The sequence below is a fragment of the Pistricoccus aurantiacus genome (genome assembly GCF_007954585.1).
GTDB lineage: Bacteria > Pseudomonadota > Gammaproteobacteria > Pseudomonadales > Halomonadaceae > Pistricoccus > Pistricoccus aurantiacus.
Genome location: NZ_CP042382.1, coordinates 3,293,405 through 3,318,021 on the forward strand (window position 1 = coordinate 3,293,405; position 24,617 = coordinate 3,318,021).

22 protein-coding genes are annotated in these 24,617 nt (G+C 60.7%); 13 read left to right on the forward strand and 9 right to left on the reverse strand.

All coding sequences use genetic code 11. The features are described 5' to 3' along the window. Positions 1 to 25: 25 nt before the first annotated feature. The 5 genes from FGL86_RS15590 to leuC all read right to left on the reverse strand — a co-directional run bounded on the left by FGL86_RS15590 (position 26) and on the right by leuC (position 5,500). Complete coding sequence (locus FGL86_RS15590) at positions 26 to 940, reverse strand: FimV/HubP family polar landmark protein (RefSeq protein ID WP_147185613.1); 915 nt, start codon at positions 938 to 940, stop codon at positions 26 to 28. A 165-nt stretch (positions 941 to 1,105) separates the two neighbouring features. Further along, positions 1,106 to 2,218: an aspartate-semialdehyde dehydrogenase gene (asd, locus tag FGL86_RS15595; protein ID WP_147185615.1), complete on the reverse strand. Its 1,113-nt coding sequence runs from the start codon at positions 2,216 to 2,218 to the stop codon at positions 1,106 to 1,108. Between the two features lie 84 nt (positions 2,219 to 2,302). Beyond that, positions 2,303 to 3,382 carry a 3-isopropylmalate dehydrogenase gene (leuB, locus tag FGL86_RS15600; RefSeq protein ID WP_147185617.1) on the reverse strand — a complete coding sequence of 360 codons (1,080 nt, stop codon included), beginning with the start codon at positions 3,380 to 3,382 and terminating at the stop codon, positions 2,303 to 2,305. Between the two features lie 21 nt (positions 3,383 to 3,403). Beyond that, positions 3,404 to 4,051 (reverse strand): 3-isopropylmalate dehydratase small subunit, encoded by a 648-nt coding sequence (gene leuD, locus FGL86_RS15605; RefSeq protein ID WP_147185619.1) that lies wholly within the window; start codon positions 4,049 to 4,051, stop codon positions 3,404 to 3,406. A gap of 3 nt (positions 4,052 to 4,054) precedes the next feature. Further along, positions 4,055 to 5,500, reverse strand: a complete 1,446-nt coding sequence (gene leuC, locus FGL86_RS15610; protein ID WP_147185620.1) for a 3-isopropylmalate dehydratase large subunit — start codon at positions 5,498 to 5,500, stop codon at positions 4,055 to 4,057. A 160-nt stretch (positions 5,501 to 5,660) separates the two neighbouring features. On the opposite strand from leuC, the gene FGL86_RS15615 reads away from it, so the two are divergent. Both FGL86_RS15615 and FGL86_RS15620 read left to right on the forward strand, forming a co-directional pair. Then, a complete protein-coding gene (locus FGL86_RS15615; protein ID WP_147185622.1) occupies positions 5,661 to 6,542 on the forward strand; it encodes a LysR family transcriptional regulator in 882 nt (293 codons plus the stop codon). 68 nt (positions 6,543 to 6,610) lie between these two features. Next, positions 6,611 to 7,945 carry a hypothetical protein gene (locus FGL86_RS15620; RefSeq protein WP_147185624.1) on the forward strand — a complete coding sequence of 445 codons (1,335 nt, stop codon included), beginning with the start codon at positions 6,611 to 6,613 and terminating at the stop codon, positions 7,943 to 7,945. 17 nt (positions 7,946 to 7,962) lie between these two features. On the opposite strand, the gene FGL86_RS15625 is transcribed toward FGL86_RS15620, so the two are convergent. Continuing rightward, complete coding sequence (locus tag FGL86_RS15625) at positions 7,963 to 8,409, reverse strand: zinc ribbon-containing protein (protein ID WP_425468329.1); 447 nt, start codon at positions 8,407 to 8,409, stop codon at positions 7,963 to 7,965. 267 nt (positions 8,410 to 8,676) lie between these two features. Here FGL86_RS15625 and leuS point away from each other — a divergent pair, with 267 nt between their 5' ends. The 3 genes from leuS to holA are packed head-to-tail and all read left to right on the forward strand — an operon-like array spanning position 8,677 to position 12,848. Continuing rightward, complete coding sequence (leuS, locus tag FGL86_RS15630; protein ID WP_147185628.1) at positions 8,677 to 11,244, forward strand: leucine--tRNA ligase; 2,568 nt, start codon at positions 8,677 to 8,679, stop codon at positions 11,242 to 11,244. Positions 11,245 to 11,268: 24 nt separating this feature from the next. Further along, positions 11,269 to 11,781 (forward strand): LPS-assembly lipoprotein LptE, encoded by a 513-nt coding sequence (locus tag FGL86_RS15635; protein ID WP_147185629.1) that lies wholly within the window; start codon positions 11,269 to 11,271, stop codon positions 11,779 to 11,781. A gap of 8 nt (positions 11,782 to 11,789) precedes the next feature. Then, complete coding sequence (gene holA / locus FGL86_RS15640) at positions 11,790 to 12,848, forward strand: DNA polymerase III subunit delta (RefSeq protein WP_147185631.1); 1,059 nt, start codon at positions 11,790 to 11,792, stop codon at positions 12,846 to 12,848. 92 nt (positions 12,849 to 12,940) lie between these two features. Here holA and FGL86_RS15645 read toward each other — a convergent pair whose 3' ends face one another. Then, complete coding sequence (locus tag FGL86_RS15645) at positions 12,941 to 14,146, reverse strand: MFS transporter (protein WP_186764423.1); 1,206 nt, start codon at positions 14,144 to 14,146, stop codon at positions 12,941 to 12,943. 198 nt (positions 14,147 to 14,344) lie between these two features. On the opposite strand from FGL86_RS15645, the gene FGL86_RS15650 reads away from it, so the two are divergent. From FGL86_RS15650 to FGL86_RS15680, 7 genes are all read left to right on the forward strand, one after another. Beyond that, the gene (locus FGL86_RS15650; protein ID WP_147185635.1) at positions 14,345 to 15,679 is read left to right on the forward strand and encodes a Na+/H+ antiporter family protein; all 1,335 of its coding nucleotides are present in this window, start codon (positions 14,345 to 14,347) and stop codon (positions 15,677 to 15,679) included. A gap of 196 nt (positions 15,680 to 15,875) precedes the next feature. Next, complete coding sequence (locus FGL86_RS15655) at positions 15,876 to 16,274, forward strand: PA2779 family protein (protein WP_147185637.1); 399 nt, start codon at positions 15,876 to 15,878, stop codon at positions 16,272 to 16,274. A 74-nt stretch (positions 16,275 to 16,348) separates the two neighbouring features. Beyond that, entirely contained in the window at positions 16,349 to 17,242 is an 894-nt protein-coding gene (locus FGL86_RS15660) for a PA2778 family cysteine peptidase (RefSeq protein WP_246131664.1), read from the forward strand. Continuing rightward, positions 17,239 to 18,144: a complex I NDUFA9 subunit family protein gene (locus tag FGL86_RS15665; RefSeq protein ID WP_147185640.1), complete on the forward strand. Its 906-nt coding sequence runs from the start codon at positions 17,239 to 17,241 to the stop codon at positions 18,142 to 18,144. Before FGL86_RS15660 ends, FGL86_RS15665 begins: the two co-directional genes overlap by 4 nt. A gap of 53 nt (positions 18,145 to 18,197) precedes the next feature. Further along, complete coding sequence (locus FGL86_RS15670; protein ID WP_147185641.1) at positions 18,198 to 18,626, forward strand: DUF488 domain-containing protein; 429 nt, start codon at positions 18,198 to 18,200, stop codon at positions 18,624 to 18,626. A gap of 65 nt (positions 18,627 to 18,691) precedes the next feature. Then, positions 18,692 to 19,066, forward strand: a complete 375-nt coding sequence (locus FGL86_RS15675; protein ID WP_147185642.1) for a DnaJ family domain-containing protein — start codon at positions 18,692 to 18,694, stop codon at positions 19,064 to 19,066. Positions 19,067 to 19,108: 42 nt separating this feature from the next. Then, positions 19,109 to 19,573: a flavodoxin family protein gene (locus FGL86_RS15680; protein WP_147185643.1), complete on the forward strand. Its 465-nt coding sequence runs from the start codon at positions 19,109 to 19,111 to the stop codon at positions 19,571 to 19,573. A gap of 61 nt (positions 19,574 to 19,634) precedes the next feature. Here FGL86_RS15680 and fadA read toward each other — a convergent pair whose 3' ends face one another. Next, positions 19,635 to 20,813: an acetyl-CoA C-acyltransferase FadA gene (fadA, locus tag FGL86_RS15685; protein ID WP_147185644.1), complete on the reverse strand. Its 1,179-nt coding sequence runs from the start codon at positions 20,811 to 20,813 to the stop codon at positions 19,635 to 19,637. Positions 20,814 to 20,839: 26 nt separating this feature from the next. Further along, positions 20,840 to 23,005, reverse strand: coding sequence for a fatty acid oxidation complex subunit alpha FadB (fadB, locus tag FGL86_RS15690; protein ID WP_147185645.1), 2,166 nt, complete (start codon positions 23,003 to 23,005; stop codon positions 20,840 to 20,842). Positions 23,006 to 23,283: 278 nt separating this feature from the next. Between fadB and FGL86_RS15695 the strand changes: the two genes are divergently transcribed. After that, a complete protein-coding gene (locus FGL86_RS15695) occupies positions 23,284 to 24,561 on the forward strand; it encodes a DUF5924 family protein (protein ID WP_147185646.1) in 1,278 nt (425 codons plus the stop codon). The last annotated feature ends 56 nt before the right edge of the window (positions 24,562 to 24,617 follow it).

Below are 24,617 nucleotides of genomic sequence, written 5' to 3' on the forward strand. Positions count from 1 at the left end.
GCCACCTTGCGATCCCATGCTGTCTTCACCTTATTTTCTGGCGGCGTCGATACAGCACCAGAGCGACCACGATCAGTACCAACACCACTGCGTTTACCACCCAGCCCCAGGTCTGCCAGCTTGACGACGAGGCGCGCTGCGCCTCCTGCTCTGCCTCTTGGGCTCGAACATTGGCAGCGCTCAACCGCGCTTCCAGCGCGATCAGTTCCTGCTGCTGCTGCGCCAGCTGATTGCGCATCGCCTGATTACGATTGCGCAGGGCCTCCAATTCATCGCGATCCGCCTGTCGCTCCATTTCCATGGCAAGCGCCGCCAGCCGCCTGTCCACCAACTGTGGCGTTTCGATTTCCTTTTGTCCTTCCTGGCTGCTCGTCTTGGCGTCGCTGAAAGTTTCGAGTGCGTTCGCACCGGATACATCGACGATTGGCGTTGTTTCTTGAGGTTTCTCGACGTCCTCCGGGGCGATACGCGCGGGAGGCTCTTCGGTAACAGTTTCGGAAGCGGTCGCCGGCACCTCGGCTTGGGTCTCATCCGCCTGGGAGGGCTGACTGCGCGCCTGGTATTGACGTTTTGCTTCCGCCACGCTGCGCTTCTCGATCATTTCCCGAGACGGCACCACCAGGCGCTGACCGGTACGCATCCGGTTGAGATCGCCCCCGGGAAATACCCTGGGATTGGCCTCCACCAGCGCCAGCACCATCTGCTGGATGGCGATATCCTCACTCGGACGCAAGCGCGCCGCCAGAGACCACAGGGTATCCCCCTCGCCGATGACGATGCTTCTGGTCGCGGCGCCGTTCGTCGAAGCCGAGGTATCGGATTGGGCGTCATTCTCCGAAAGCTGAGCGAGTAGCACAGAAGGCGCTTCATTAAAAGCAAAGGCGCCAGTGCTTGCCATGCTAGCCACTAGCAGTATGGCGATGGAGAGTTTCGCTTTCATTTGCGGTCCTTGATCGTGACGGTTCGGTTTCACTTTACCCTCGCGGTGTCGATAAAATCTGTTGCTGAATGATCAACAAAAGTTAATAACCCGTGAACTAAAAAAGCGCCTCTTGGATAGAGGCGCTTCGCTAAATCAAGCGTCGGAAATATTCGCGGGAGATGCTTACCGCTCCCGCAGAATGGCCAGCATGCGCTTCAAGGGTTCCGCGGCGCCCCACAGCAGCTGGTCGCCCACGGAGAAGGCGGACAGATACTCGCCACCCATGGCCAGCTTGCGCAGCCGTCCCACCGGTACGTTCATGGTGCCGGTCACCGCCGCCGGCGTCAGTCCGGCGATAGTGGCGTCCTTGTCGTTGGGAATCACCTTGACCCAGTCGTTGTGCCTGGCCAGACGATCCTCGATTTCATCCAGCGGCACGTCCTGCTTGAGCTTGATGGTGAAGGCCTGGCTATGGGAGCGCATGGCGCCGATACGCACGCACAGACCGTCGATGGGAATCGGGTTGTTTGCGAGACCGAGAATCTTGTTGGCCTCGACACCGCCCTTCCATTCTTCCCGGCTCTGGCCGTTTTCCATGGGGCTATCGATCCAGGGCAACAGGCTACCCGCCAGCGGCGCGCCGAAATTGTCCGTGGGAAAGTCGCCACCGCGCATGGTGGCGGTCACCCGACGGTCGAGATCCAGAATGGCGCTGGAAGGATCCGCGAGTTCGTTCTTGACGCCGTCCCGCAGTGCACCCATCTGCTCGATCAGCTCCCGCATGTGCTTGGCGCCGGAGCCGGAAGCGGCCTGATAGGTCATGGAGGTCATCCACTCGATCATGTCCGCCTCGAACAGGCCGCCGAGACCCATCAGCATCAGGCTGACGGTGCAGTTGCCGCCGACGAAGGTCTTGGCGCCATTGGCGAGCTGCGCATCGATCACGTGGCGGTTGACCGGGTCCAGCACGATGGTGGCCTCGTCCGCCATGCGCAGGGTGCTGGCGGCGTCGATCCAGTAGCCTTGCCAGCCCGCCTGACGCAGCTTCTCGTAGACTTCCTTAGTGTAGTCGCCGCCCTGACAGGTTACCACCACATCCAACGCCTTGAGCGCCTCGATATCGAAGGCGTCCTTCAAGGGCGGCACCTCCACGCCAATCTCGGGGCCGGGCTGGCCGACCTGGGAGGTGGTGAAGAAGATCGGCTCGATACCCTGAAACTCGTTATCTTCCTGCATGCGCTGCATCAGCACGGAGCCCACCATGCCCCGCCAACCGACGAATCCGACGTTCAACATAACAATATCCTCTTATTGGTAGCGCCATGCTCCTTTTGTGAATATACGCCTGCAAGCAGGCATGGCGACGAAAAATTTCGTCTCTCAGCCCTTGCGAAAGGCTTCGAGCACCGCATCGCCCATCTCGCTGGTGGACACCTTGCGGGTATCTGCATAGGCGATATCCGCGGTACGCAGATCGCTGTCCAGCACCTGGCTGACCGCCCGTTCGATGCGCCCGGCCAGTTCCGGCTCGTCCAGGGAATAGCGCAGCATCATGGCCACGGAAAGAATCGTCGCCAGGGGGTTGGCGATATTCTGACCGGCGATATCCGGCGCGCTACCGTGGCAAGGCTCGAACATGCCCTGGCCCTTTTCGTTCAGGGAGGCGGAAGGCAGCATGCCGATGGAGCCGGTCAGCATGGCCGCCGCGTCGGACAGAATGTCGCCGAACATGTTGCCGGTGACGATCACGTCGAACTGCTTCGGCGCGCGCACCAGTTGCATGGCGGCGTTATCCACGTACATGTGGGAAAGCTCGACGTCCGGATATTCCGGCGCCAGGCGTTCCATTACCTCCCGCCACAGCATGGTGACTTCCAGCACGTTGGCCTTGTCCACGCTGCACAGCTTGCGGTTGCGCTTGCGAGCCATCTCGAAGGCCACTCGGCCGATACGCTCGATTTCCGCTTCCGAATACACATAGGTATTGAAGCCGACCCGCTGACCGTCCCGCTCCTCGATGCCGCGCGGCTGGCCGAAATAGATGCCACCGGTGAGTTCGCGAACAATCATGATATCGAGCCCGGATACCACCTCCGCCTTGAGGCTCGACGCCTCCGCCAGCTGCGGATACAGAAACGCCGGCCGCAGGTTGCCGAACAGGCCCAACTCCTTGCGCAACCCAAGCAGGCCTCTTTCCGGACGCTTGGCGATGTCCTCGAGCTTGTCCCACTGGGGGCCGCCCACCGCGCCCAGGAGAATGGCATCCGCCGCTTGCGCCTTGAGCAGGGTTTCCCGAGGCAGCGGATCGCCCTCCGCGTCATAGGCGGCGCCACCCACCAAGGCCTCTTCAATTTCAATATCCAGGCCTTGTTTCTGGCAGGCCTTGAGGATCTTGATGGCCTCGGCGGTGATATCCGGCCCGATGCCGTCGCCGGGCAGCACGAGAATCTTGCAAGTCATAACATTTCCTTGAATAAGCGTTCAGGCGGTCTCGCGAAAAAGCCAGGGCCGCGCCTGCCGATGCTTGGCCTCGAACTCGCGAATGGCGTCTTCGTCCTGCAGGGTGATGCCGATATCATCGAGTCCGTTGAGCAGGCAATGCTTGCGGAAGGCGTCCACCTCGAACGCGATGGCCTCGTCGGAAGGCGTGATGACTTTCTGGTTTTCCAGATCCACCTCCAGCCGATAGCCCTCAGTGGCCTCGACCTCCTGGAACAGTTGCTCCACGGCCTCCTCGGGAAGCGTGATCAGCAGGATGCCGTTCTTGAAAGCGTTATTGTAGAAGATATCCGCGAAGCTCGGCGCGATCACCACCCGAAAGCCGAAATCCTCCAGTGCCCAAGGGGCATGCTCCCGAGAACTGCCGCAGCCGAAGTTGCGCCGGGTCAGCAGAATGCTCGTCCCTTGATAGCGCGGCTGATTGAGCACGAAGTCCGGATTGAGCGGACGGCTTGACGCATCCTGCCCCGGATAGCCTTCGTCCCGATAGCGCAGATCGTCGAAGAGATTGACGCCGAAGCCGGTGCGATGAATGGACTTCAGGAACTGCTTGGGAATGATCAGATCCGTGTCCACGTTGGCTCGATCCAGCGGCGCGACCAGCCCTTGATGACGTTCGAATTTTTGCATGATTCAAGCCTCCTGCAGCTGGTCGGCGTCGTTGAACCGGCGCACATCGACGAAATGGCCGGCGATGGCGGCGGCGGCAGCCATCGCCGGGCTGACCAGGTGTGTACGCCCACCGTAGCCCTGGCGACCCTCGAAGTTACGGTTCGAGGTGGAAGCGCAGTGTTCCCCGGCGCCGAGCTTGTCCGCGTTCATCGCCAGGCACATGGAACAGCCCGGTTCCCGCCACTCGAAACCCGCCTCGGTGAAAATCTTATCAAGGCCTTCCGCCTCCGCCTGGCGCTTCACCAGGCCGGAGCCCGGCACCACCATGGCGAGTTGGATGGAATCCGCCACCTTCTTGCCCTTGGCGACCCTGGCGGCTTCCCGCAGATCCTCGATACGCGAGTTGGTGCAGGAGCCGATGAACACCTTATCCAGACGAATATCCGTGATCGCCTGATTGGCTTTCAGCCCCATGTACTCGAGCGCGCGGGTGATGCCACGTTTGGCGGTATCATCCTGTTCCGCGGCGGGGTCCGGCACCTTTCCGGAAACGCCGGTGACCATCTCCGGGCTGGTGCCCCAGGTCACCTGGGGCTCAATCTTGGCGGCGTCCAGTTCCACCATTTTGTCGAAGACCGCGTCGTCATCGGAGACGAGATTTTGCCAGTCCGCCACCGCCGCGTCCCACTGCTCGGCGCTGGGAGCGTAGGGGCGATCCCGCAGGTAGTCGATGGTGGTATCGTCGACGCCTATCAGCCCGACCCGGGCGCCGGCCTCGATGGCCATGTTGCACACGGTCATTCGCCCTTCCATGGAGAGATCGCGAATCGCGCTACCGGCGAACTCGATGGCGTAGCCGGTGCCGCCGGCAGTGCCGATCCTGCCGATGATCGCCAGCACGATATCCTTAGCGGTAACGCCGGCACCCAGTTTACCCTCGACCCGCACCTGCATGTTCTTCATCTTCTGGGCCAGCAGGCACTGGGTGGCCAGCACGTGCTCGACCTCGGAAGTGCCGATACCGTGAGCCAACGCTCCGAAGGCGCCATGGGTGGCGGTGTGGGAATCGCCGCAGACCACGGTCATGCCCGGCAGGGTCGCCCCCTGCTCCGGCCCGACCACGTGGACGATGCCCTGGCGAGCGTCGTTGATGCGAAATTCCTCGATGCCGAAGGCTTCACAGTTGTCGTCCAGGGTCTGCACCTGAATCAGCGATACCGGGTCCTTGATACCCGCATTGCCTTCGGCGCGCTCGACGATCGTGGTCGGCACGTTATGATCCGGCGTGGCCAGGTTGGCATCCAGGCGCCAGGGCTTGCGATTCGCCAGGCGTAGCCCCTCGAATGCCTGGGGCGAAGTCACTTCGTGCAATAGCTGACGATCGATATAGATCAAGGCGGTACCGTCGTCCCGCTCCTTCACCAGGTGCTGCTGCCACAGCTTGTCGTACAGGGTCTGGCCTGCCATGTCATTCTCCCGGGCTCTCTGGCCCTTTGCTCAATCCGGTCGTTCGATGACTCAACGGTGCCGCAAAATATTTTCTGTTTTGAATAGTCTTACGCGACTCGTGCATAAAAGCAATTCATGTTATTTATTCAATGAATTCCATTATGGAATAGATGTTTTCATGGATACACAGAGTCTGCAGGCATTTCTCGCCGTCGCGGATAGCGGCTCCTTCTCCTTGGCGGGGGAGCATCTGCATTTGACCCAGCCAGCGGTCAGCAAGCGCATCGCCAACCTGGAAGAACAGGTGGGCGCCCGCCTTTTCGACCGCATCGGCCGGCGCATTTCCTTGACGGAAGCCGGACGACTGCTGCTGCCTCGGGCGCGGCAGATACTGGTGATGGTGGACGATAGCCGCCGCGCGCTTTTCAACCTGAGCGGCGATGTCACCGGCAGCCTGACCATGGCCACCAGCCACCATATCGGGCTGCATCGCCTGCCGCCGATCCTCAAGGCCTATACCCAGGCGCATCCGGAGGTGCGCATGGACATGCGCTTTCTGGACTCCGAGCAGGCCTACCAAGACGTGCTGGACGGAGAGCTGGAAATCGCCGTGGTCACCTTGGCGCCCCGGCCCGACCCGCAACTGGTAGTGGAACCGGTATGGATCGACCGGCTGCGTTTCGTTTGTAGCAACGATCATCCCTTAGCGGAGCATCATTCCCTCGAGCTTTCCGCCCTATCGAATTTCGATGCGGTGTTGCCCGGCCATCTGACTTTCACTCGAGATATCGTAGTGGATACCTTCGCCCGAGATGGCCTTCGGGTGAATGTTGCCCTCTCCACCAATTATCTGGAAACCCTTAAGATGATGGTGGCCATCGGCCTGGGCTGGAGCGTACTGCCGGAAACCTTAATCGACGAAGAAATTCACGTGCTGCCTATCGACCACCTGCCCATCGAGCGGCCCCTGGGCTATCTGTTTCACAAGAACCGTACCCTTTCCAACGCGGCCCGCTCGATGCTGGCGCTGCTGGACGAGACGCGCAAGCAAGTCGATTGAGCGCAACTTGTTAAAGCCAGGCGTCATCACTAGCATGCCTGATCCCCCTTCCTGTTCAGGCTAGCGCCATGTTCGATTCACAGCGATTCGCCGCCGTTAGCGCCAGGCGTCATCTTGTCGCCGGTGCGGCGATTCTGAGTGGATTGCTGCTGCAAATTGCCGGCTTTACCTGGCTTTCGATACCGGAATGGTTGGTAGGCGGCTGTCTGTGGCTGGCGGTGATGCTGGAATGGCAGGACCTGCCGCGCCGCGCCCGGCAACAGGCGGGAATTCTCGTCGGGCTCGGCCTAGGCTTTCTACTTATCGGCCGATGGTATTATCAGGCGCCGTTGCCCTGGTCGGCGATTCCCGCGAGCAATGCTCAGGTAGTAGCGATGTTGGTAGGGGTCAGCTTTATCGGTCTGATAAAGAGCGGCGCGACGCCGCCGCAACAGGGCGGCCGCGATGCCACCGGCGTCAAAGGTGTGATCAGTACCTGGTCGAGCACGCACCTGCTGGGCTCGATCCTCAACCTATCCGCGGTTTTCATGGTCGGGGATCATATCAAGGCCCGAGGCGGGCTCGCCCTGCCGCAGCTGATCGCTCTCAATCGCGGGCTTTCCAGCGCGGCGCTGTGGTCGCCGTTCTTCGCTTCCATGGCGGTGGCCATGGGGTTGGTACCGGAGATGCAGTACGGCTGGATTCTGGCCTTCGGGCTGCCGCTTGCTGCCTTCGCCGGCGGCTTCACCGCCTGGGAAACCAATCGGCGCTTCGATCTAGCGAGCGTCCAGGGATTCGCCCTGTCGTCGTCGAGCCTGCTGATGCCGGTGGCCATGGCGGCGCTGGTGATGCTGTTTCATTACCTGCTCATCCCATCGCTTGCGATCATCAGCATCATCACCTTTTTGCTGCCCGGCGTCGCCCTGCTCTCCAACCTGACGGACGGCGTCACGCGCACCGCCAGTCGCCTGGGGCAGCATGTCACCGGTCGCCTGCCCAACATGCGCGGAGAGATTTCGCTGTTTCTCTCCGCGGGCCTGTTCACTCTGGGGCTCTCTACCCTGATCGATGCGCTGGCGGGCGATCAGTGGCAGCTATTCGAGCAGTTCGGCGCTTTCGAAGCCGGACTCAGCTACCTGACCATCGTCGTCAGCACCGTGCTGGGCCTGCACCCGATCATCGGCATCTCGACCCTGGCGGCAATGCTCGACATGACCACGACGAACCCGACCCTGTTCGCCTACGTGGCGCTGACCTGCTGGGGTGTCGGCTCCGCCCTGGGGCCGCTGACCGGTATCAATCTCTCGCTGCAAGGCCGTTACGGCGTCAACGGCTTCGAAATGACCAAGCGCAACCTCTGGTATGCCGCCGGCATGTCCTTGGTGATCCTGCCAAGCTTCGCGCTGATGGCGGCCTGGCTGTAGGAAAGGGTTAGAGCCATTTACTGCGGCGCCCGTTCGAAATAGCGATGACCGCATTCATGGCAGGGCTCGATGCGCTTGACGTGATCCAGTACCACCTTGGCACCACAGTGCACGCAGGCCATGCGCCCCGGCGCCGCTACCTCGCCTTCGGTATAGTCCGCGCGAGCGGCTGCCAGGTCGTCCTCGAACTGCTCCCGCTCGATCACACTGCGATCGGCGATGGAGAATAGCGCGCTGGTGATCTTGCGTGACAGCGCCTCCAGATCGATGCCCAGCCAGCTGGCCACGCCTTCGCCGCCGGCGGCCAGGTAGCGCCGCATTTCCTTGAGATCCCGTTCCACCCAGGCGCGCAGTAATGCCAGTTCGTCCTTGGTGAACTCCTCCACGTCCGACTCGAAGGCTACCGCGTCGTCGAGCTCTTCCTGCAGTCGCTCCCAGGAAAGCTCACGAGTGCTGTCGTCCATGCGCGACAAGACCCGCTCGTAGCCTTCTCGCAGCCGATCGCCTTGCGACGGCGTCTGACTGGATGCCTCGGAATGAGATTCGGGTTCGCGATGTTCGCTCATGAAAGTCTCCTTGGATCGTTCGAACGGCCATTCTCGGGTATCCCCTACCTGTGAAAAGCCGACTGGGGTATGCTTTATGCCCATTTAGACGCCATATCGCCGCGTCTTCAAGCATTTCTCGATGCATTACCATCCACCCCCAGCCCAAGGTAACGACAAAGACCGATGGACGCACAGTACAATCCCCAGGACATCGAACGCGAGGCCCAGCACTACTGGGAAAAGAACCAATGCTTCAAGGCGGTGGAAGACGCCAGCCGCGAAAAGTTCTACTGCCTGTCGATGTTTCCCTACCCCAGCGGCAAGCTGCATATGGGACATGTGCGCAACTATACTATCGGTGACGTGATCTCCCGCTTCCAGCGCATGCAGGGCAGGAACGTGCTGCAGCCCATGGGCTGGGACGCCTTCGGCATGCCCGCGGAAAACGCCGCCATCCAGAACCGGGTACCCCCGGCCAAGTGGACCTACCAGAACATCGATTACATGCGCGCCCAGCTCAAGGCGCTGGGTTTCGCCTACGACTGGGACCGGGAGTTCGCCACCTGCGACTTGGACTACTATCGCTGGGAACAGTGGTTCTTCACCAAGCTCATCGAGAAGGGTTTGGTGTACAAGAAGATGTCCACGGTCAACTGGGATCCGGTGGATCAGACGGTGCTGGCCAACGAGCAGGTCATCGACGGCCGCGGCTGGCGCTCTGGCGCTCTCGTGGAGCGCAAGGAAATTCCCCTGTGGTTCCTCAAGATCACCGATTACGCCGAGGAACTGCTGACGGATCTCGACAAGGTGGACTGGCCGGAGCAGGTCAAGACCATGCAGCGCAACTGGATCGGCAAGTCCAAGGGGGTCGAGTTGACCTTCGAGGTCGCCGGGTTCGATTCGCTCAAGGTCTATACCACTCGCCCGGACACCCTCTTCGGCGTGACCTACATGGCGGTGGCCGCCGGGCATTCGCTGGCCAGGGCGGCGGCGCAGGATAATCCCGAGCTGGCGGCGTTTATCGAGGAGTGCGCCAGAGGGGGCACCTCGGAAGCGGACATGGCAACCATGGAAAAGCGCGGCATGGAAACCGGCTTTCAGGCGATTCATCCGCTGACCGGCCGCCATCTGCCTATTTATGTGGCTAATTTCGTGCTGATGGAATACGGCACCGGGGCGGTGATGGCGGTGCCCGCCCACGATCAGCGGGACTGGGAGTTCGCGACTAAATACGACCTGCCCATCGAGGCGGTAATATCCGGCGCCGACGGTCAGGCGCCGGATATTACCCAAGGCGCCCACGACGAATACGGCAGGCTGATCAATTCCGGCGAGTTCAGCGGTCTGGATTTCCAAAACGCCTTCGACGCCATCGCCGAGCGGCTCGCTTCCCAGGGCCAAGGGGAGGTCAAGACCAACTTCCGCCTGCGGGACTGGGGCGTGGCCCGCCAGCGCTACTGGGGGGCGCCGATTCCCGTCAAGTACGGCCCGGAGGGCCAGACCGTGCCGCTGACCGACGAGGAGCTGCCGGTGGCGCTGCCCATGGAAGTCACCGTGGACGCCTCCGGTTCGCCGCTGAAGAAGATGCCGGAATTCTCGGATCTCGGCGACGGCTGGACACGTGAGACGGATACCTTTGACACCTTCATGGAGTCCAGCTGGTATTACGCCCGTTTCTGCTGCGCGGACAACAAGGACGCCATGCTCGACGCGCGCGCCGACTACTGGCTGCCGGTGGATCTGTATGTCGGCGGCATCGAGCACGCTATCCTGCACCTGCTCTATGCGCGCTTCTTCCACAAGCTGATGCGGGACTTCGGCCTGGTGAAAAGCGACGAGCCTTTTCAGCGTCTGTTGACCCAGGGCATGGTGATCGCCGAGACCTTTTATCGCACCACCGCGAACGGCGGCAAGCAGTGGTTCAATCCGGTGGACGTGGAAGTCAGCCGTGACGACAAGGGCCGCCCGCTGAGCGCCACGCTGATCAAAGACGGTCAGCCCGTGGCGATGGGCGGCATCGAGAAGATGTCCAAGTCGAAGAATAACGGCGTCGACCCTCAGTCGATGATCGATCGCTTTGGCGCGGATACGGTGCGCCTGTTCATGATGTTCGCCGCGCCGCCGGAGCAGTCCCTGGAGTGGTCGGATTCCGGTGTCGAGGGCGCCCATCGTTTCCTGAAGCGCCTGTGGCGTCAGGTGCAGGAGCATCTGGAAGCAGGCACGCCGGGGCAACTTGATACCGCAAGCCTCGACGAGCCGCAGAAAACCCTGCGCCGCAAGACCCACGAGACCATCCAGAAGGCCAGCGACGATATCGGTCGACGCACCACCTTCAACACCGCCATCGCTGCGGTGATGGAGCTTTCCAACGCCTTGTCAAAATTCGACGACAGGAGTCCACAAGGGCTGGCGGTGACTCGAGAAGCGGTGGAGGCCAGCGTGTTGCTGCTCGCTCCCATCACGCCGCATCTTTGTCACGCGCTATGGCAGCGGCTTGGCCATGCGGAGCCGGTAATCGATGCCCCTTGGCCCAGGCTTGACGAAAGCGCCCTGACGCGAGACACCCTCGAGCTGGTGGTGCAGGTCAACGGCAAGCTGCGGGCACGACTGGAAGTTAGCGCGGATGCGAGCAAGCAGGCTATCGAGTCCCGGGCGCTGGAAGTGGAAAACGTTCAGCGTCATCTGGAAGGCAAGACGGTACGCAAGGTGATCGTGGTACCGGGCAAACTGGTCAATATCGTGGTCGGCTGACCTCGACTCTGCAGGGAACTTGATATGCAACGGCGTACTTTTCTGACGCGCATGGCGCTCTATTCAATCCTCGGTGTCGCCACCTTGAACCTGAGCGGCTGCGGCTTTCATCTGCGCGGCCTGGGAGACACCTCCCTGGGGGTCGAGCGCCTGACTCTGGAGGCACCGAATGCCCCCCTGACCGAGGAAGTACAAAACGCCCTGGAGCAGGTCGGCACAAAGCTGGACAAGAACGCGCCGCTGCGCCTTACCTTGGGTCGCGAGGAAACCCAGGAGCGCGAACTAGGCATTCGCGACGCCGGCAAACAGGATATCGAGCTGACCCTGCGAGCACCGTTTTCCGTACAGCGCAAGAAAGACGGTGCCTACCTGATTCATCCTCAGCAAATCGAAGTGTTCAACGTCGTGGACACCCAGGACAGCAACCTGTTGGCCCGGGACGATCGACTCACCGAAGCACGCCAGGAACTGCGTCAGCGGGCCGCGGAACAGCTTCTGGATCGGCTTCGCCCGCTGTCCGTCGACAGCGTCAGATAGCGTCTGATATGAAAGTCTTTCCCGACAAGCTGCCGGATGCCTTGAACAAGCGCCTGCCGCCGGTGGTCATCGTTGCCGGCGACGAGCCGCTGATTCACCTGGAGGCCTGTGACGCGGTTCGCAAGGCCGCTCGAGAACAGGGCATTGAGGAACGAGAGGTATACCACGTGGAGGGCAACTTCCAGTGGGGACGCCTCACGGAAGCCGCTGCCAGCCTGTCCCTGTTCGCCAGCCGCAAGCTGATCGAGCTGCGCCTGGGGTCGCAAGCACCGGGCCAGGAAGGCGGCAAGACGCTGGAGGGCTACGCTCAGAGAATCAAGGACAGCGATGACCTTCTGCTGATCAGCGCCAACAAGCTTGATCGCAAACAGCAGCAAAGCAAATGGTTCAAGGCCTTGGACAAGGTCGGGCTATTCGTACCGGTATGGCCGGTGGACCATCAGCGCCTGGGCTTCTGGATGCAGGATCGCGCCGGCCGCCATGGGCTTTCCATGGACATGGACGCCGCCCGACTGCTGGGGGAGCGTACCGAGGGCAACCTGCTGGCGGCAGATCAGGAACTGCAGAAATTCGCCCTGCTGTTGCCCAAGGGTGCGCGGCTGACCGTCGACACCATTGCCGGCGGCGTGGAAAGCAGCGCCCGCTATGATGTTTTCACCCTGGCGGATGCCTGCCTGAAAGGTGAATCAGAGCGGGTTTCACGTATCATCAAGGGGCTTGAGGACGAAGGCGTGGAAGCGCCGATTCTCCTCTGGGCGCTGACTCGAGAACTGCGCAGCCTGCTCTCCCTGCACCAGCACCTCGATCAAGGCCAGAGTTTCGAGCACGCCTGCAAATCTCAAAAACCGCCAATCTTCGACAAGCGCCAGCCCACTTACCGGCAAGCCCTGCAGCGGCTGCCGGTCAAGCGGCTTCACAAGCTCCTGCTGTTCGCCCAGCGTCTGGATCTTGCGATCAAGGGCGCAAGCCCGGTGCCGCTATGGAACGGGTTGCACGACCTGGCTTTGACCCTGGCCGGCGGGCGTGGTCTGCTGGCGGAATCGCCCCTGTCTTACAGAATCAGCTAGACTCCAAAACCCCGCTTCCTTGATGCATCCAGCGCCATCTATCGAGCCGGGTAGCGCATCGAAGGATCGCCCCTCCTGCATCATGCACGCCCTTACTTGAGCGGCTCCTTTCCCTGGCCTTGCCGATCGCTGAAGCAGTACGCCAGTGTCGCCAGTGCAAGCGCGCCGCCCAGTAGGATGAACAACAGACGATACTGCTCGCCTGGCGGCATGTGCATTGCATAGGTCAGCTCCATCATCCAGCCACTGACGCTCTGAATCAGGGCGACGCCGATGAAGCTCAAGGCCGTCAGAAACGCCATTCCCCGGCCGTGATAGGCCGGCGCGAGAAAACTCCGGGAATGAGCCATCAACAACGGGTAGTTGAAACCGAAAAGCCCTACTGCTACGAAGGCCCACATCGCAAAATAGGGGCCCCTGGTCGGATAGATCATCAATAGCAACAAGGGAATCAGGGTCAGCAGCGAGGTGACGATCACCAGCCGTTTGGTACTTTGCAGCCAGCGGTCCAGCGCTCCCAGCATAAAGGTGCCGACGCCCAGGGCGATCGACATCGCCAGAATGATATGGCCCCGTTCGCTGGTATCCAACTGAAACACGTCGGCCAGATAAGGGCCGCTCCAGAGCCCGCGTATGGCCATCAACACCGCATAGCTGGCGAGAAACATCGGAATGATCGGCCATATTCCGCGCACGGTCGTGATACGCGCCATCCCTCGCAACATCACCGGCAACGAATAACTCGCGCCCTCGGGTCGATCCGGTTTCAGCCCCAGCAAGCAACAGCTCGCCGAGAGTGCGGACAGCACCATGACTAGCAGCAAGGCGGAGCGCCAGCCCAGCCACTCGGTCGCCATGGCCAACGGCGTGGTGCCGAGCAGGTCGCCAATGCTGCCGATCGCGATCACCAGGGCGGTGAAATAGGCAAAGCGTTCCGGGGAATAGTGGCGACCGATGAACAGCATCGTTCCGGTAAATATCGGTGCACAGCCGACCCCGATCAGCACCTGCCCTGCAAAGGCGAGTAACGGGGATTCGGCCATCGAAAACAGCGCTGTACCCAGCACCGCCAGCCACATGAACAGGCCGATGCTCAGGCGTGCGCCCAGCCGGTCCAGGGCCAGGCCACAGGGAATCTGGGCGACGGCAAAGCTGATGAAGAAGGTCGACGACAATAGCCCGAGTCCCCCTTCGCTCATGGCCAGATCCGTCGAGATTTCCGGTGCGATCACCGAAATCATGCCACGAAAGAAAAGGCTGATCGCATAGGCAAAGCAGAGTATCAACAAGTTACGCATGAAGCGCATCCCCAGCCAGAAACCGCATCCTTGAAGGAAGAAAAAATGATTGTTTGCTTAACAAGCTTAACCTCAAGTCCGCTGGGTTGCAGTTCTTGATCGACCATCGATCAGACGCCTTTCCATTGATTCGTCTCATTCGCCTTTTTTCTTCTGGTATCCTGTGCGCGCCAATTTATCTATCTTTCAAGGAATCTCATGAATGCCGTCGTACTGGCCATCCTGGTAATGGTCGTCCTGAGTCTTTCGCGCATTTCCGTGGTCTTTGCGTTGATTGTCGCCGCCCTGGTGGGAGGCTTGTACAGCGGCATGCCGCTAGCCGAGATTCTCGAAGCCTTCGATGCGGGGCTCGGCAACGGCGCCACCGTGGCCTTGGCCTACGCGGTACTCGGCGCCTTTGCGGTCGCGCTTTCTCGCTCCGGTATCACCGAGAAGCTTTCCGCCAAGGCGATCGCCGGCCTCAAACTTGATGCGGGCATCCCCAACCGCTGCCTGATCATCTTCACCCTGCTCGGCATTCTGCTGGCCTTCGGCATCAGCTCCCAGAACCTGATTCCGGTGCACATCGCTTTTATTCCGGTACTGGTGCCGCCGCTCTTGAAACTGATGAATCATTTGCGTCTCGATCGGCGCGCGGTGGCCTGCGTGCTGACCTTCAGCGTCACCGCCACTTATATGCTGCTGCCCGTTGGCTTCGGCGCGATCTTTCTCAACGACCTGCTGCTCGGCAATATCAACGACGCGGGGCTGAACGTGACCGCCAATATGGTACCCAAGGCGATGCTGATTCCCATTGCCGGCATGACTCTCGGGCTGGTTTTCGCTGTCTTGATCAGTTACCGCCGACCACGGGACTACGAGGATCGTTTTCTTGCCCACGGCGATGAAACCCCTGCCCAGGCGGCACGTCAGCTGAAGCCCTGGCAAATCGTGATACTGACCCTCGCCTTGGTGGGCACCGTCGTCGTGCAGCTATTTTCCAATTCCATGGTGCTGGGTGGGCTTTTCGGTTTCGGCGTTCTGTCCCTGAGCGGCGTCTTTCATTGGCAAGAGCAAGACACCATCTTCACCGAGGGCATGCGCCTGATGGCTCAGGTGGGTTTCATCATGATCAGCGCCGCGGGATTCGCCGGCGTCATGCAGACCACCGGCGAGGTGGAAGCCCTGGTGACCAGTTCCGCCCAGGTGATCGGCGACAGCCGCGGCCTGGCGGCCTTGATCATGCTGTTGGTGGGGCTCTTCATTACCATGGGTATCGGCTCGTCCTTCTCCACCATCCCGATCATCGCATCGCTGTATGTGCCCCTGGCAATCAGCTTCGGTTTCTCGCCCATGGCGATCATCGCCCTGGTAGGCACCGCCGCCGCCCTGGGCGACGCGGGGTCGCCGGCGTCGGATTCGACTCTTGGGCCTACCGCTGGACTCAACGCGGACGGTCAGCACGATCATATCTGGGACAGCGTGGTACCTACCTTCCTGCACTACAATATTCCACTGATCGTTTTCGGTTGGATTGCCGCCATGTCGCTTTGACAAGACAGGCCAAAGCGTCTTGCTTGTTTTTGACAAAGCCATGAAAATCATAGGGCTTTCGCTCTATACTCAGACTGTCTCACTCATGTGAAGACGGCGTTGAGTTAGCGATGGTCGAAGTCAGCAATAACAGTCATAGATTGGTGTCTTGGCGAATCCCACAGCCCCATGCCACCAGAGTCCAGGAGTTTCTAGCATGAAAAAAATCGCCCGCTTTCTAAGTCCCATCCTGATCGCTTTTCTGGTCCTGGGCAGCCTACCGGTGGCAGCGGCGCAAGCCACGGCAGCGAGCGAGCTGATCTCTACCCAGCAGGCGCTCCAGGCCGACCAGGCCAATGCGGATCGTGAGCGCATTCTTGACGTTCTGGCTCGGGATGACGTGCAGCGTCAGCTTGAACTGCAAGGCGTCGATCCGCAGGAAGTCAAGGATCGCGTCGCTGCGCTTTCCGATGCGGAAGCGCGCCAGATGGCGGACCAGCTCGATCAGTTGCCTGCCGGGGCGAGCAGTGTCGTCGGCGCGCTCCTGGTGATCTTCCTGGTTCTGCTGGTGACGGATATTCTCGGTCTCACCAACGTTTACCCGTTCACTCGTTGATCCTTATGCTTGACGCCGCATCACGTACAAACGCCCGCTTAGCGGGCGTTTTACTATGGCCGGCACTTGTATCGTTGCTAACGATCCTGCTGGCGCTGACCGGCTGCGCCACCGAGCCGAGACTGTCGAATTCGGTGACGACCGGCCTGCCGCAGCACGTACTGCTCGACGGTACACCTTTCCACGGTCAACGAGACTATCAGTGTGGGCCTGCGTCCCTGGCCATGGTACTCGAGACAAGCGGCGTCGACGCCTCGGTGGATGCATTGATTCCCCAGGTGTTTCTGCCTGACCGGGAAGGCAGCGTGCAGCCGGAAATGCAGGCGGCGGTACGCCGCTACCAGCGTATCAGCTATGTCATCGACAATGATTTCGACGCCCTGCTCGAGGAACTGGCCGCCGGGCATCCGGTGGTGGTGATGCAGAATCTTGCGCTTCCCGTCTGGCCGCTTTGGCACTACGCCGTGGCCATCGGCTATGACCTGCCCGCTCGAGAAATCATTCTGCACACCGGCATGACTCCCGGGCGCGCCACCTCGTTTCGCACCTTCGATTCCACCTGGGCGCGCAGCGATCGCTGGGGCATGGTCGCTCTTGCTCCCGGTGAACTGCCGGCGAGCATAGAACCTTCGGACGCCATGGAAGCCATTGCGGATTTTGAAAAGCTCAATGGCGCAGCCGCAGCGTTACCCGCCTGGGAAGCGCTGACCCGACGCTTCCCGAATTACGCCATGGGCTGGTTCGCGCTCGGCAACGCGCGCCATGCGCATGGAGATTTCGCGGGGACGATCGAAGCGTTTCAGGAAGCCGTTTGGCGAGATCCGGGTTTTGCGGCAGCCTGGCTCAATCTGGGATTGATGCAGAAAAGCCTTGAGCACAAGGAGCGCGCGCGCCAGGCCTTGCAACGGGCGGCCAGTCTCTCCGGAAAATGGCAAGACGCCGCTCGTCGACACCTGGATCGCTTATGACCTCCTTGCCCATCACGGTATTCGGCGGTACCGGTTTTCTCGGCAGCGCCATCGTTCGCGAGCTCGTTGAAGCCGGCCACATCGTGCGCATCGCCGCGCGCCGCCCTGCGCTTCCGGCCTGGGCGTGCCCGGAGGATGGTATCGAACTGATACGCGCGGATATTCGAAACGAAGCGAGCACAGCCGCCGCTCTAGTGGGATCTGGCGGCGTCATTAACGCGGTCAGTCTTTACGTGCCGTCGCGCCGGGTTGGCTTCGACGCGATTCACACGCAAGGAGCGAAGCGTCTGGCCAGTCTGGCACGGGAGGCCGATATTCAAAGGCTGGTGCATGTCTCCGGCATCGGCGTGGATGAAGCCTCGTCATCCGCTTATGTAAGAGCACGGGCACGGGGCGAGCGCGCGGTCATCAAGGCCTTTCCCAAGGCAACCATTCTGCGGCCCAGCGTGCTGTTTGGCCCACAGGATGCCTTTCTGACGAACCTGGCTCGGCTGGTTCAGTTGCCGATCATTCCCCTGTTCGGTCGCGGGGATGTCCAACTGCAGCCGGTGCATGTGGTCGACGTGGCGCGGGCGGTGGAGCGCCTGATGGGGCCGAGGCCGCCGGCCTGGCGGCTCTACGAGCTGGGTGGGCCGGACCGTTTGACGTATCGGGCCATCCTTGAACTGGTGATGGCCTATCTAAGAAAGGAGCGGCAACTCGTACCGATTCCTTTTCTTGTCTGGCGGGGACTGGCGGCGCTGCTGTCGCCGCTGCCCAACCCGCCCCTGACGCGGGATCAAGTCATCCTGATGCGGCAGGACAACATCGCCGACCCGAACGTGGGCGGCTTTACGCAACTGAATATCCTTCCCCGCTCGCTACGCGAAAGCCTACCTGCCTGTCTGCCGAGAGAGCTTTAGCTTCAACGTCTGTTGCGCTAGGCTCAAGAAATTCACTCTACGGACTTATGATCATGAACCACAAGATTCATCTCAAGCGTATCTACACGCCGATCGATGACAAGGACGGCGCTCGGGTGCTGGTGGATCGGCTCTGGCCAGTGGGACTGCGCCGCGAGAGCCTGCAACTGACGGACTGGTATCGGGATGCCTCACCGTCACTTTCGCTGCGAAGGGTCTGGCGTCGGGGAAATATTACTCAAGAAGATTTCATGCGGCGCTATCGCTGGGAAATCGTCTACTCGCCCACCTGTTTGGTGCCGCTGATGCAAATGGCGCGTCAGGGGCCCTTGACCTTGCTTGGCGCCGCGCGAGATCCCGAAAACTCCTATTTGAAAATACTTCGCGAAGCCATCGAGGAAGCACTACTGGAAGAAGACAGACAAGCGGATGGAGGTGCCAGTTCGCCGCCCTGTTACGCGGAGGAGTTTCGAGAGTATTAAAATACTCGGAGCAACCATAGGCATCTCTTGAAAAGCAACTAGCAGTCAAAACGCGAAAAAGCGCCATGAGCTTGATTGATCGACTGGCGGAAGCCCATATTCAGCATGCTCTCGAAGAAGGCGAGCTGGACAACCTTCCGGGTAACGGCAAGCCTTTGCATCTGGACGACGACAGCATGATTCCACCGGAACTGCGAGCCGGCTACCGACTCTTGAAAAACGCCGGCTACCTGCCGCCGGAACTGGAACTGCGGCGAGAAATCCGCGAGGTGGAAAGCTTGATCGCCCAGTTGCATACCGGCAAGGAACGGGAAGAAGCCTGTGCCCGGCTTAGTCTGCTGCGAACTCGACTGCAGTCCAAGGGACAAACGCTGAGTCCCTTGCTGGAACGCGGTGAATATCGCGACAAGCTGATTCAGCAGTGGGATAGAAAGCGCTGAGTCCATACCACCGCCAACTGCTACAAGCTGGTATCTGCTTATATGACCAAGCGACTGTTGATCGTGGCCCATGCGCCTTCCCCCAACACCCTGAAGCTACGTGATGCCGCTCGGCGTGGCGCCTGCCACCCAGCTATCGAAGATATCGAGGTGAGGGTCAAGGCACCGCTGGAAGCGGGACCGGAGGATATCCGCAGTTGCGACGCCATCCTGCTAGGCACCACGGAAAACCTCGGCTACATGAGCGGCGCCCTGAAGGACTTCTTCGATCGCAGCTACTACCCGATATTGGAAGAAAAGCAGGGCCTGCCCTGCGCGCTCTACGTTCGTGCCGGTCATGACGGCACCGGCACCCGTCGCGCGGTGGAAAGCATCGTCACCGGGCTGCGCTGGCATTGGGTGCAGGCGCCGCTGATACTGCGCAGCGAGTGGCGGGAGGACTTTGTCGGCCAGGTCGAGGAGTTGGGGATGTACCTGGCGGCGGGGCTGGATAGCGGGATTTTCTGATCTCCTGTACCCACAACGGAAAACGGCGCCCCACGAGGCGCCGTTTTGATCTCGTCCTTCTTTACTTCAACCGCTCGAAGAGCGTCGCCACCCCCTGCCCCATGCCGATGCACATGGTGGCCAGGCCATGACTGGCATCCTGCTGGCGCATCACGTTGAGCAGCGTGACGCAGATTCGTGCCCCGGAACAGCCCAGCGGATGGCCCAGGGCGATGGCGCCGCCGTTCAGGTTGACCTTGTCGTCCATGGCATCGAGCAGGCCGAGATCCTTGAGTACCGGCAGGCTCTGGGCAGCAAAGGCTTCGTTGAGCTCCACCGCCTGGATATCCTCGACGGTCATCCCTGCCCGCTTGAGCGCCTGCTTGGTCGCCGGCACCGGGCCATAGCCCATGATAGAAGGATCGCAGCCCGCCACCCCGGTGGAAATAACTCGGGCGATAGGCTCGAGTCCCAGCGCCTGGGCACGTTCATGGCTCATCACCGCCATGCCCGCGGCGCCCACGGAAAGCGCCGAAGAGGTGCCGGCGGTCACGGTTCCATTGCGCGGGTCGAAGGCCGGCTTGAGCTCCGCCATCTTTTCCAGGCTGACATCCGCTCGCACCACTTCGTCATGCTTGATCAGCTTGCGGAACCCCTGGTCGTCGTGACCTTCCACGCCGATGATCTCGTTGTCGAAGTGGCCGTTCTCGTTGGCAGCAAAGGCGCGTTGATGGGAACGCACGCCGAACTTGTCCTGATCTTCCCGGGAAATGCCGTTCATCTTGCCGAGCAGTTCCGCGGTCAGGCCCATCATCATCGCCGCCTTGGCCACATGCTTGCTGGCGGCGGGATTGATATCGATACCGTGAGTCATCGGCACATGTTCCATGTGCTCGACACCACCGATGATATAGAAATCCCCCATGCCCGCCCGGATATTGGCCGCGGCGATATGCAGAGCGCTCATGGACGAGCCGCACAGCCGGTTGACGGTCTGTGCGGGAACCGTCTTGGGAATACCGGTCAACACCGCCGCGTTGCGAGCGATGTTCATCGCCTGCTCCAGGGTCTGGTTGACACAGCCCCAGATCACGTCGTCAACCTCCGCGGGCTTCATCGCCGGATTGCGTTCGAACAAGGTCTGCATTACTGCAGCCGACAGGGTTTCCGCGCGCACGTGGCGAAAAGCACCATGCCTGGCCTTGGCCATGGCGGTGCGCACGCCGTCTACCACCACGATATCTCTTGCATTCAAACTCATCGATTCCGTCTCCTGTTCGTGGTGGCTCAGCGTTGTCCAGCGGTGGAATAAAAGCGCTCACCAGCCTTGGCCATTTCACGCAGTCTGTCCGTCGGTGCATAAAGCGGCCCAAGAGTTTCGCTCAGCCGATCTGCCTGCTCGACAAATTCCGCCACGCCCATGGCATCGATATAGCGTAGCGCGCCGCCCCGGAACGGGGGAAAGCCGATGCCGTAGATCAACGCCATGTCCGCTTCCGCCGGTGAGCCGACGATATCGTCTTCCAGGCAGCGCACCGCCTCGAGGCATAGCGGCGTCATCAGCCGCGCGACGATTGCCTCGTCGGTGAACTCCCGGTGTTCCTTCACCAGCGGCTTGAGCAGCTCGTAAGCCTGATCGTCGCTGACTTTTTTTGGCTTGCCCTTCTTGTCTTCCTCGTAGACATAGAAGCCCTTGCGGTTCTTCTGCCCCAGGCGTTCGTTCTCCTGCATGACTTGAATGGCGTTCTTGCCTTCCCGGGCCATACGCTCTGGAAAGCCTTCCGCCATTACCTCGTTGGCGTGCACCGCGATATCGATGCCCACCACGTCAAGCAGATAGGCAGGCCCCATGGGCCAGCCGAACTTCTCCATGACCTTGTCGACCCGCTGGAAATCCGCGCCCTGTTCGATCAACAGATTGAAACCGCCGAAATAGGGAAATAAAACCCGATTGACCAGAAAACCCGGGCAGTCGTTGACCACGATCGGCGTCTTGCCCATCTTGCGGGCATAGGCTACCGCCGTGCCAATGGCGACATCCGAGGTCTTGGCACCGCGAATAACCTCCACCAGGGGCATGCGGTGCACCGGGTTGAAGAAGTGCATGCCGCAGAAATTCTGCGGACGCTTGAGGTTTCCCGCCAGACGATCGATGGCGATGGTTGAAGTATTGGAAGTAAGAATGGTTTCTTCGCCGGTAGCCTTTTCGACTTCCGCGAGAACCCCGCCCTTGACCTTGGGATTCTCCACCACCGCTTCCACCACCAGATCGACCTGTTCGAAATCGCCGTAGGCAAGCGTCGAACGAATGGACGTGAGCTTCTCCGCCATGTCCGCCTTGCCGAGCCTGCCGCGCTCCACCTGCTTGATGAACAGCTTGCGCGCTTCCTTGAGCCCCAGCTCGATGGCCTCCAGCTTGATATCCTTCATCAGGATCGGCGTGCCCTTGGACGCGCTTTGATAGGCGATACCGCCGCCCATGGTACCGGCGCCCAGCACCGCCGCCAGCTCGACCGGGTTGGCCTGCTTCTCGTATTGGCCGGCCTTTTTCTTGACCGCCTGGTCGTTGAGGAAAAGCCCCACCAGGTTGTAGCAGACATCGGTCATGGCGAGCTTGGCGAAGGCCTTGGCCTCGATGGCCTGGGCGCGTTCCCGGCCCTCGCCGGCGCCTTTCTGAATGACGCGGATGGCCTCGACCGGAGCCGTATAGTGCGGCCCCGCCTTGCCGGCTACATAACCCTTGGCGGTCTCGAAGGCCATCATCTGCTCGATGGAATCGAGCTTCAAAGGCGACTGTTTTTCCTCACGCCGGGCCTGATAATCCAGTTCACCCCGATTGGCCTGTTCAAGAATGTCCCGGGCCGCCGCTTCGAGTTTCTCCTTAGGCACCACCGCGTCCACCGCGCCCATCTCAAGAGCGGTTTTCGCCTTGTTCTCTGTCCCTCCGGCGATCCATTCGATGGCGTTGTCCGCGCCGATCAGACGCGGCAGCCGTACGCAGCCGCCCCAGCCCGGCACAATGCCCAGCTTGGTTTCCGGCAGGCCAATCTTGGCGCTCTCCGCCATGACGCGAAAATCCGCGGTCAGGGTGATCTCGAAACCGCCGCCCAGGGCCAGGCCGTTGATGGCCGCCACGCTGGGAAACGGCAGATCCTCGATAGCATTGAAGATGCCATGCACCCGCTGATTCATGTCGACCAGATATTTCTCGCCTTTCTCGAAGATCTGGTGAAATTCGGTAATATCCGCGCCGACGATAAAGACATCCTTGCCACTGGCGATGACCAGGCCTTGCAAGCCGCTTTCCTTGCGGATCGCCTGCAGCGCTTGATCGAGTTCCTCCACTACGGCGCTGGAAAGCTTGTTGATGGATTCATCCTTCAAATCGAACGTCAGGGTGGCGATCTCGTCGCCGCCCCGGGCCACCGTAATGGCGCTACCTTGATAGATCATCCACGAGTCTCCACAAGAGCAGGTGCTGAACGCTGAAAAGCCTAGCAGCATTGAATTTCATACGATCGTTTGATATCGCTGCAGCTTGCGCTAACGTCCATAACACGTCAAGCCTGCGTTCTTTACATGAGCCACTATAGGACACTATAGGGCAACATCGGCGCCTTTCCGGCATCGTCGCCTTTAGATGACTCCCGCGATGTCACCAGAATTGTTAGGATGCGCCCACTCCCGCGCCCCTCGAGCGCTCATTCCGCAAGGCCTTTCTTCATAACCTCATGCCAGCGCCCTCCAAACGATTATTACCCGATACGTCTCCGGCCTCTTCGCGGTTGCAGCGCCTACAAGGGGCCGCACGGAAGATCGTGGTTCGGCTACGCCCCTATGCCTGGATATGGCCGCCGATCGCCTTTGGCGCCGGGGTCGCAAGTTTTTTCCTGGTCGAGCGCCAGCAGTGGCTCGGCGCGGTCCTGGCGCTTGGCATGCTGCTGGCCTGGGTATTACTACTATCGGAAAACTTGATCAGCCGTCTGCTTAGAAAGCGGGGCCTCAATGTCTCCCCTCAGGGGGCGACCGCTTTCATCGCCCAGATGATCCATCAGGAAACCCTATTCTTTTGCTTACCGTTTCTGCTGGCAACCACGGTATGGAGCAGCGGTCAGGCCATCTTTACGCTGCTGATTACCGCCATGGCGCTGCTATCGATTCTTGATCCTTTCTACTATCGCCTCGCCCAGCGCCATCGCTGGCTCTATTTCGCATTCCACGCCCAGTGCGTTTTCGTGGTGGTCTTGGTCACCCTGCCCATCATGCTCAAGCTCACCACGGATCAAAGCCTTATCGTTGCGCTGCTGGTGATGACCGTATTCGCCATTCCCAGCCTCTTTCGGCTCCTCAAGCCCGGCTCGCTGCTGCGCTGGACGGGCATGCTCGGCTTGCTTGTCGCCTTGGCCGGCGCAGCCTGGGTAGGACGCGCCTGGGTGCCGCCGGCGAGCCTGTGGCTTACCGGCAGCGCCTTGTCGCCGGCGTTCGACATTCAGGCGCGCAGCCCCTTTGGCAGCATGGCACTTACCGACAAGCAGGTCAGCCAGAACGGGTTATTCGCCTATACGGCGATTCGTGCGCCGCGCGGGCTGCACGAAACGATCTATCACGAGTGGTATCAAGAGGGCGAACTGGTGGATCGTATTCCACTGATGATTCGAGGAGGACGAGAAGAAGGCTATCGCGCCTGGACCCACAAACGGAATTTTCCCGAGTCTCCGGCGGGCAACTGGCGTATCGAGGTGGTAACGCCGCTAGGGCAACGTCTCGGAGTCATGCGTTTCCACGTGAGCGATGCTGCCAGCGGAGCGGCTCGGGCCGACGGACGGATCCGCTCCCCCGGCGGAATCCCCGGTCTCGACCTGCGTCGGCTGATTGCTGGCCAACGTGCTGTTCCAGAGCAGAAAAGCGTACCCCTGAGCGAAACCGCTAAAGGCATCGAACCAGAGATAGAGGTAACCGAGGATCACGCCGGCAAGCAGCAAAGCCGCAACCCCACAAGCGGGAAGTAGGCTGATGGAATCGATGCAGGAAGGACGGGGCAACCCTTGCGTTAGCCTTGCGTTTA

What these genes read in the sequence shown, in the direction of transcription:
- FGL86_RS15590 (WP_147185613.1), bottom strand. Translation starts at nt 940, where the DNA reads ATGAAAGCGAAACTCTCCATCGCCATACTGCTAGTGGCTAGCATGGCA.
- asd (WP_147185615.1), bottom strand. Translation starts at nt 2,218, where the DNA reads ATGTTGAACGTCGGATTCGTCGGTTGGCGGGGCATGGTGGGCTCCGTG.
- leuB (WP_147185617.1), bottom strand. Translation starts at nt 3,382, where the DNA reads ATGACTTGCAAGATTCTCGTGCTGCCCGGCGACGGCATCGGGCCGGAT.
- leuD (WP_147185619.1), bottom strand. Translation starts at nt 4,051, where the DNA reads ATGCAAAAATTCGAACGTCATCAAGGGCTGGTCGCGCCGCTGGATCGA.
- leuC (WP_147185620.1), bottom strand. Translation starts at nt 5,500, where the DNA reads ATGGCAGGCCAGACCCTGTACGACAAGCTGTGGCAGCAGCACCTGGTG.
- FGL86_RS15615 (WP_147185622.1), top strand. Translation starts at nt 5,661, where the DNA reads ATGGATACACAGAGTCTGCAGGCATTTCTCGCCGTCGCGGATAGCGGC.
- FGL86_RS15620 (WP_147185624.1), top strand. Translation starts at nt 6,611, where the DNA reads ATGTTCGATTCACAGCGATTCGCCGCCGTTAGCGCCAGGCGTCATCTT.
- FGL86_RS15625 (WP_425468329.1), bottom strand. Translation starts at nt 8,409, where the DNA reads ATGGACGACAGCACTCGTGAGCTTTCCTGGGAGCGACTGCAGGAAGAG.
- leuS (WP_147185628.1), top strand. Translation starts at nt 8,677, where the DNA reads ATGGACGCACAGTACAATCCCCAGGACATCGAACGCGAGGCCCAGCAC.
- FGL86_RS15635 (WP_147185629.1), top strand. Translation starts at nt 11,269, where the DNA reads ATGCAACGGCGTACTTTTCTGACGCGCATGGCGCTCTATTCAATCCTC.
- holA (WP_147185631.1), top strand. Translation starts at nt 11,790, where the DNA reads ATGAAAGTCTTTCCCGACAAGCTGCCGGATGCCTTGAACAAGCGCCTG.
- FGL86_RS15645 (WP_186764423.1), bottom strand. Translation starts at nt 14,146, where the DNA reads ATGCGTAACTTGTTGATACTCTGCTTTGCCTATGCGATCAGCCTTTTC.
- FGL86_RS15650 (WP_147185635.1), top strand. Translation starts at nt 14,345, where the DNA reads ATGAATGCCGTCGTACTGGCCATCCTGGTAATGGTCGTCCTGAGTCTT.
- FGL86_RS15655 (WP_147185637.1), top strand. Translation starts at nt 15,876, where the DNA reads ATGAAAAAAATCGCCCGCTTTCTAAGTCCCATCCTGATCGCTTTTCTG.
- FGL86_RS15665 (WP_147185640.1), top strand. Translation starts at nt 17,239, where the DNA reads ATGACCTCCTTGCCCATCACGGTATTCGGCGGTACCGGTTTTCTCGGC.
- FGL86_RS15670 (WP_147185641.1), top strand. Translation starts at nt 18,198, where the DNA reads ATGAACCACAAGATTCATCTCAAGCGTATCTACACGCCGATCGATGAC.
- FGL86_RS15675 (WP_147185642.1), top strand. Translation starts at nt 18,692, where the DNA reads ATGAGCTTGATTGATCGACTGGCGGAAGCCCATATTCAGCATGCTCTC.
- FGL86_RS15680 (WP_147185643.1), top strand. Translation starts at nt 19,109, where the DNA reads ATGACCAAGCGACTGTTGATCGTGGCCCATGCGCCTTCCCCCAACACC.
- fadA (WP_147185644.1), bottom strand. Translation starts at nt 20,813, where the DNA reads ATGAGTTTGAATGCAAGAGATATCGTGGTGGTAGACGGCGTGCGCACC.
- fadB (WP_147185645.1), bottom strand. Translation starts at nt 23,005, where the DNA reads ATGATCTATCAAGGTAGCGCCATTACGGTGGCCCGGGGCGGCGACGAG.
- FGL86_RS15695 (WP_147185646.1), top strand. Translation starts at nt 23,284, where the DNA reads ATGCCAGCGCCCTCCAAACGATTATTACCCGATACGTCTCCGGCCTCT.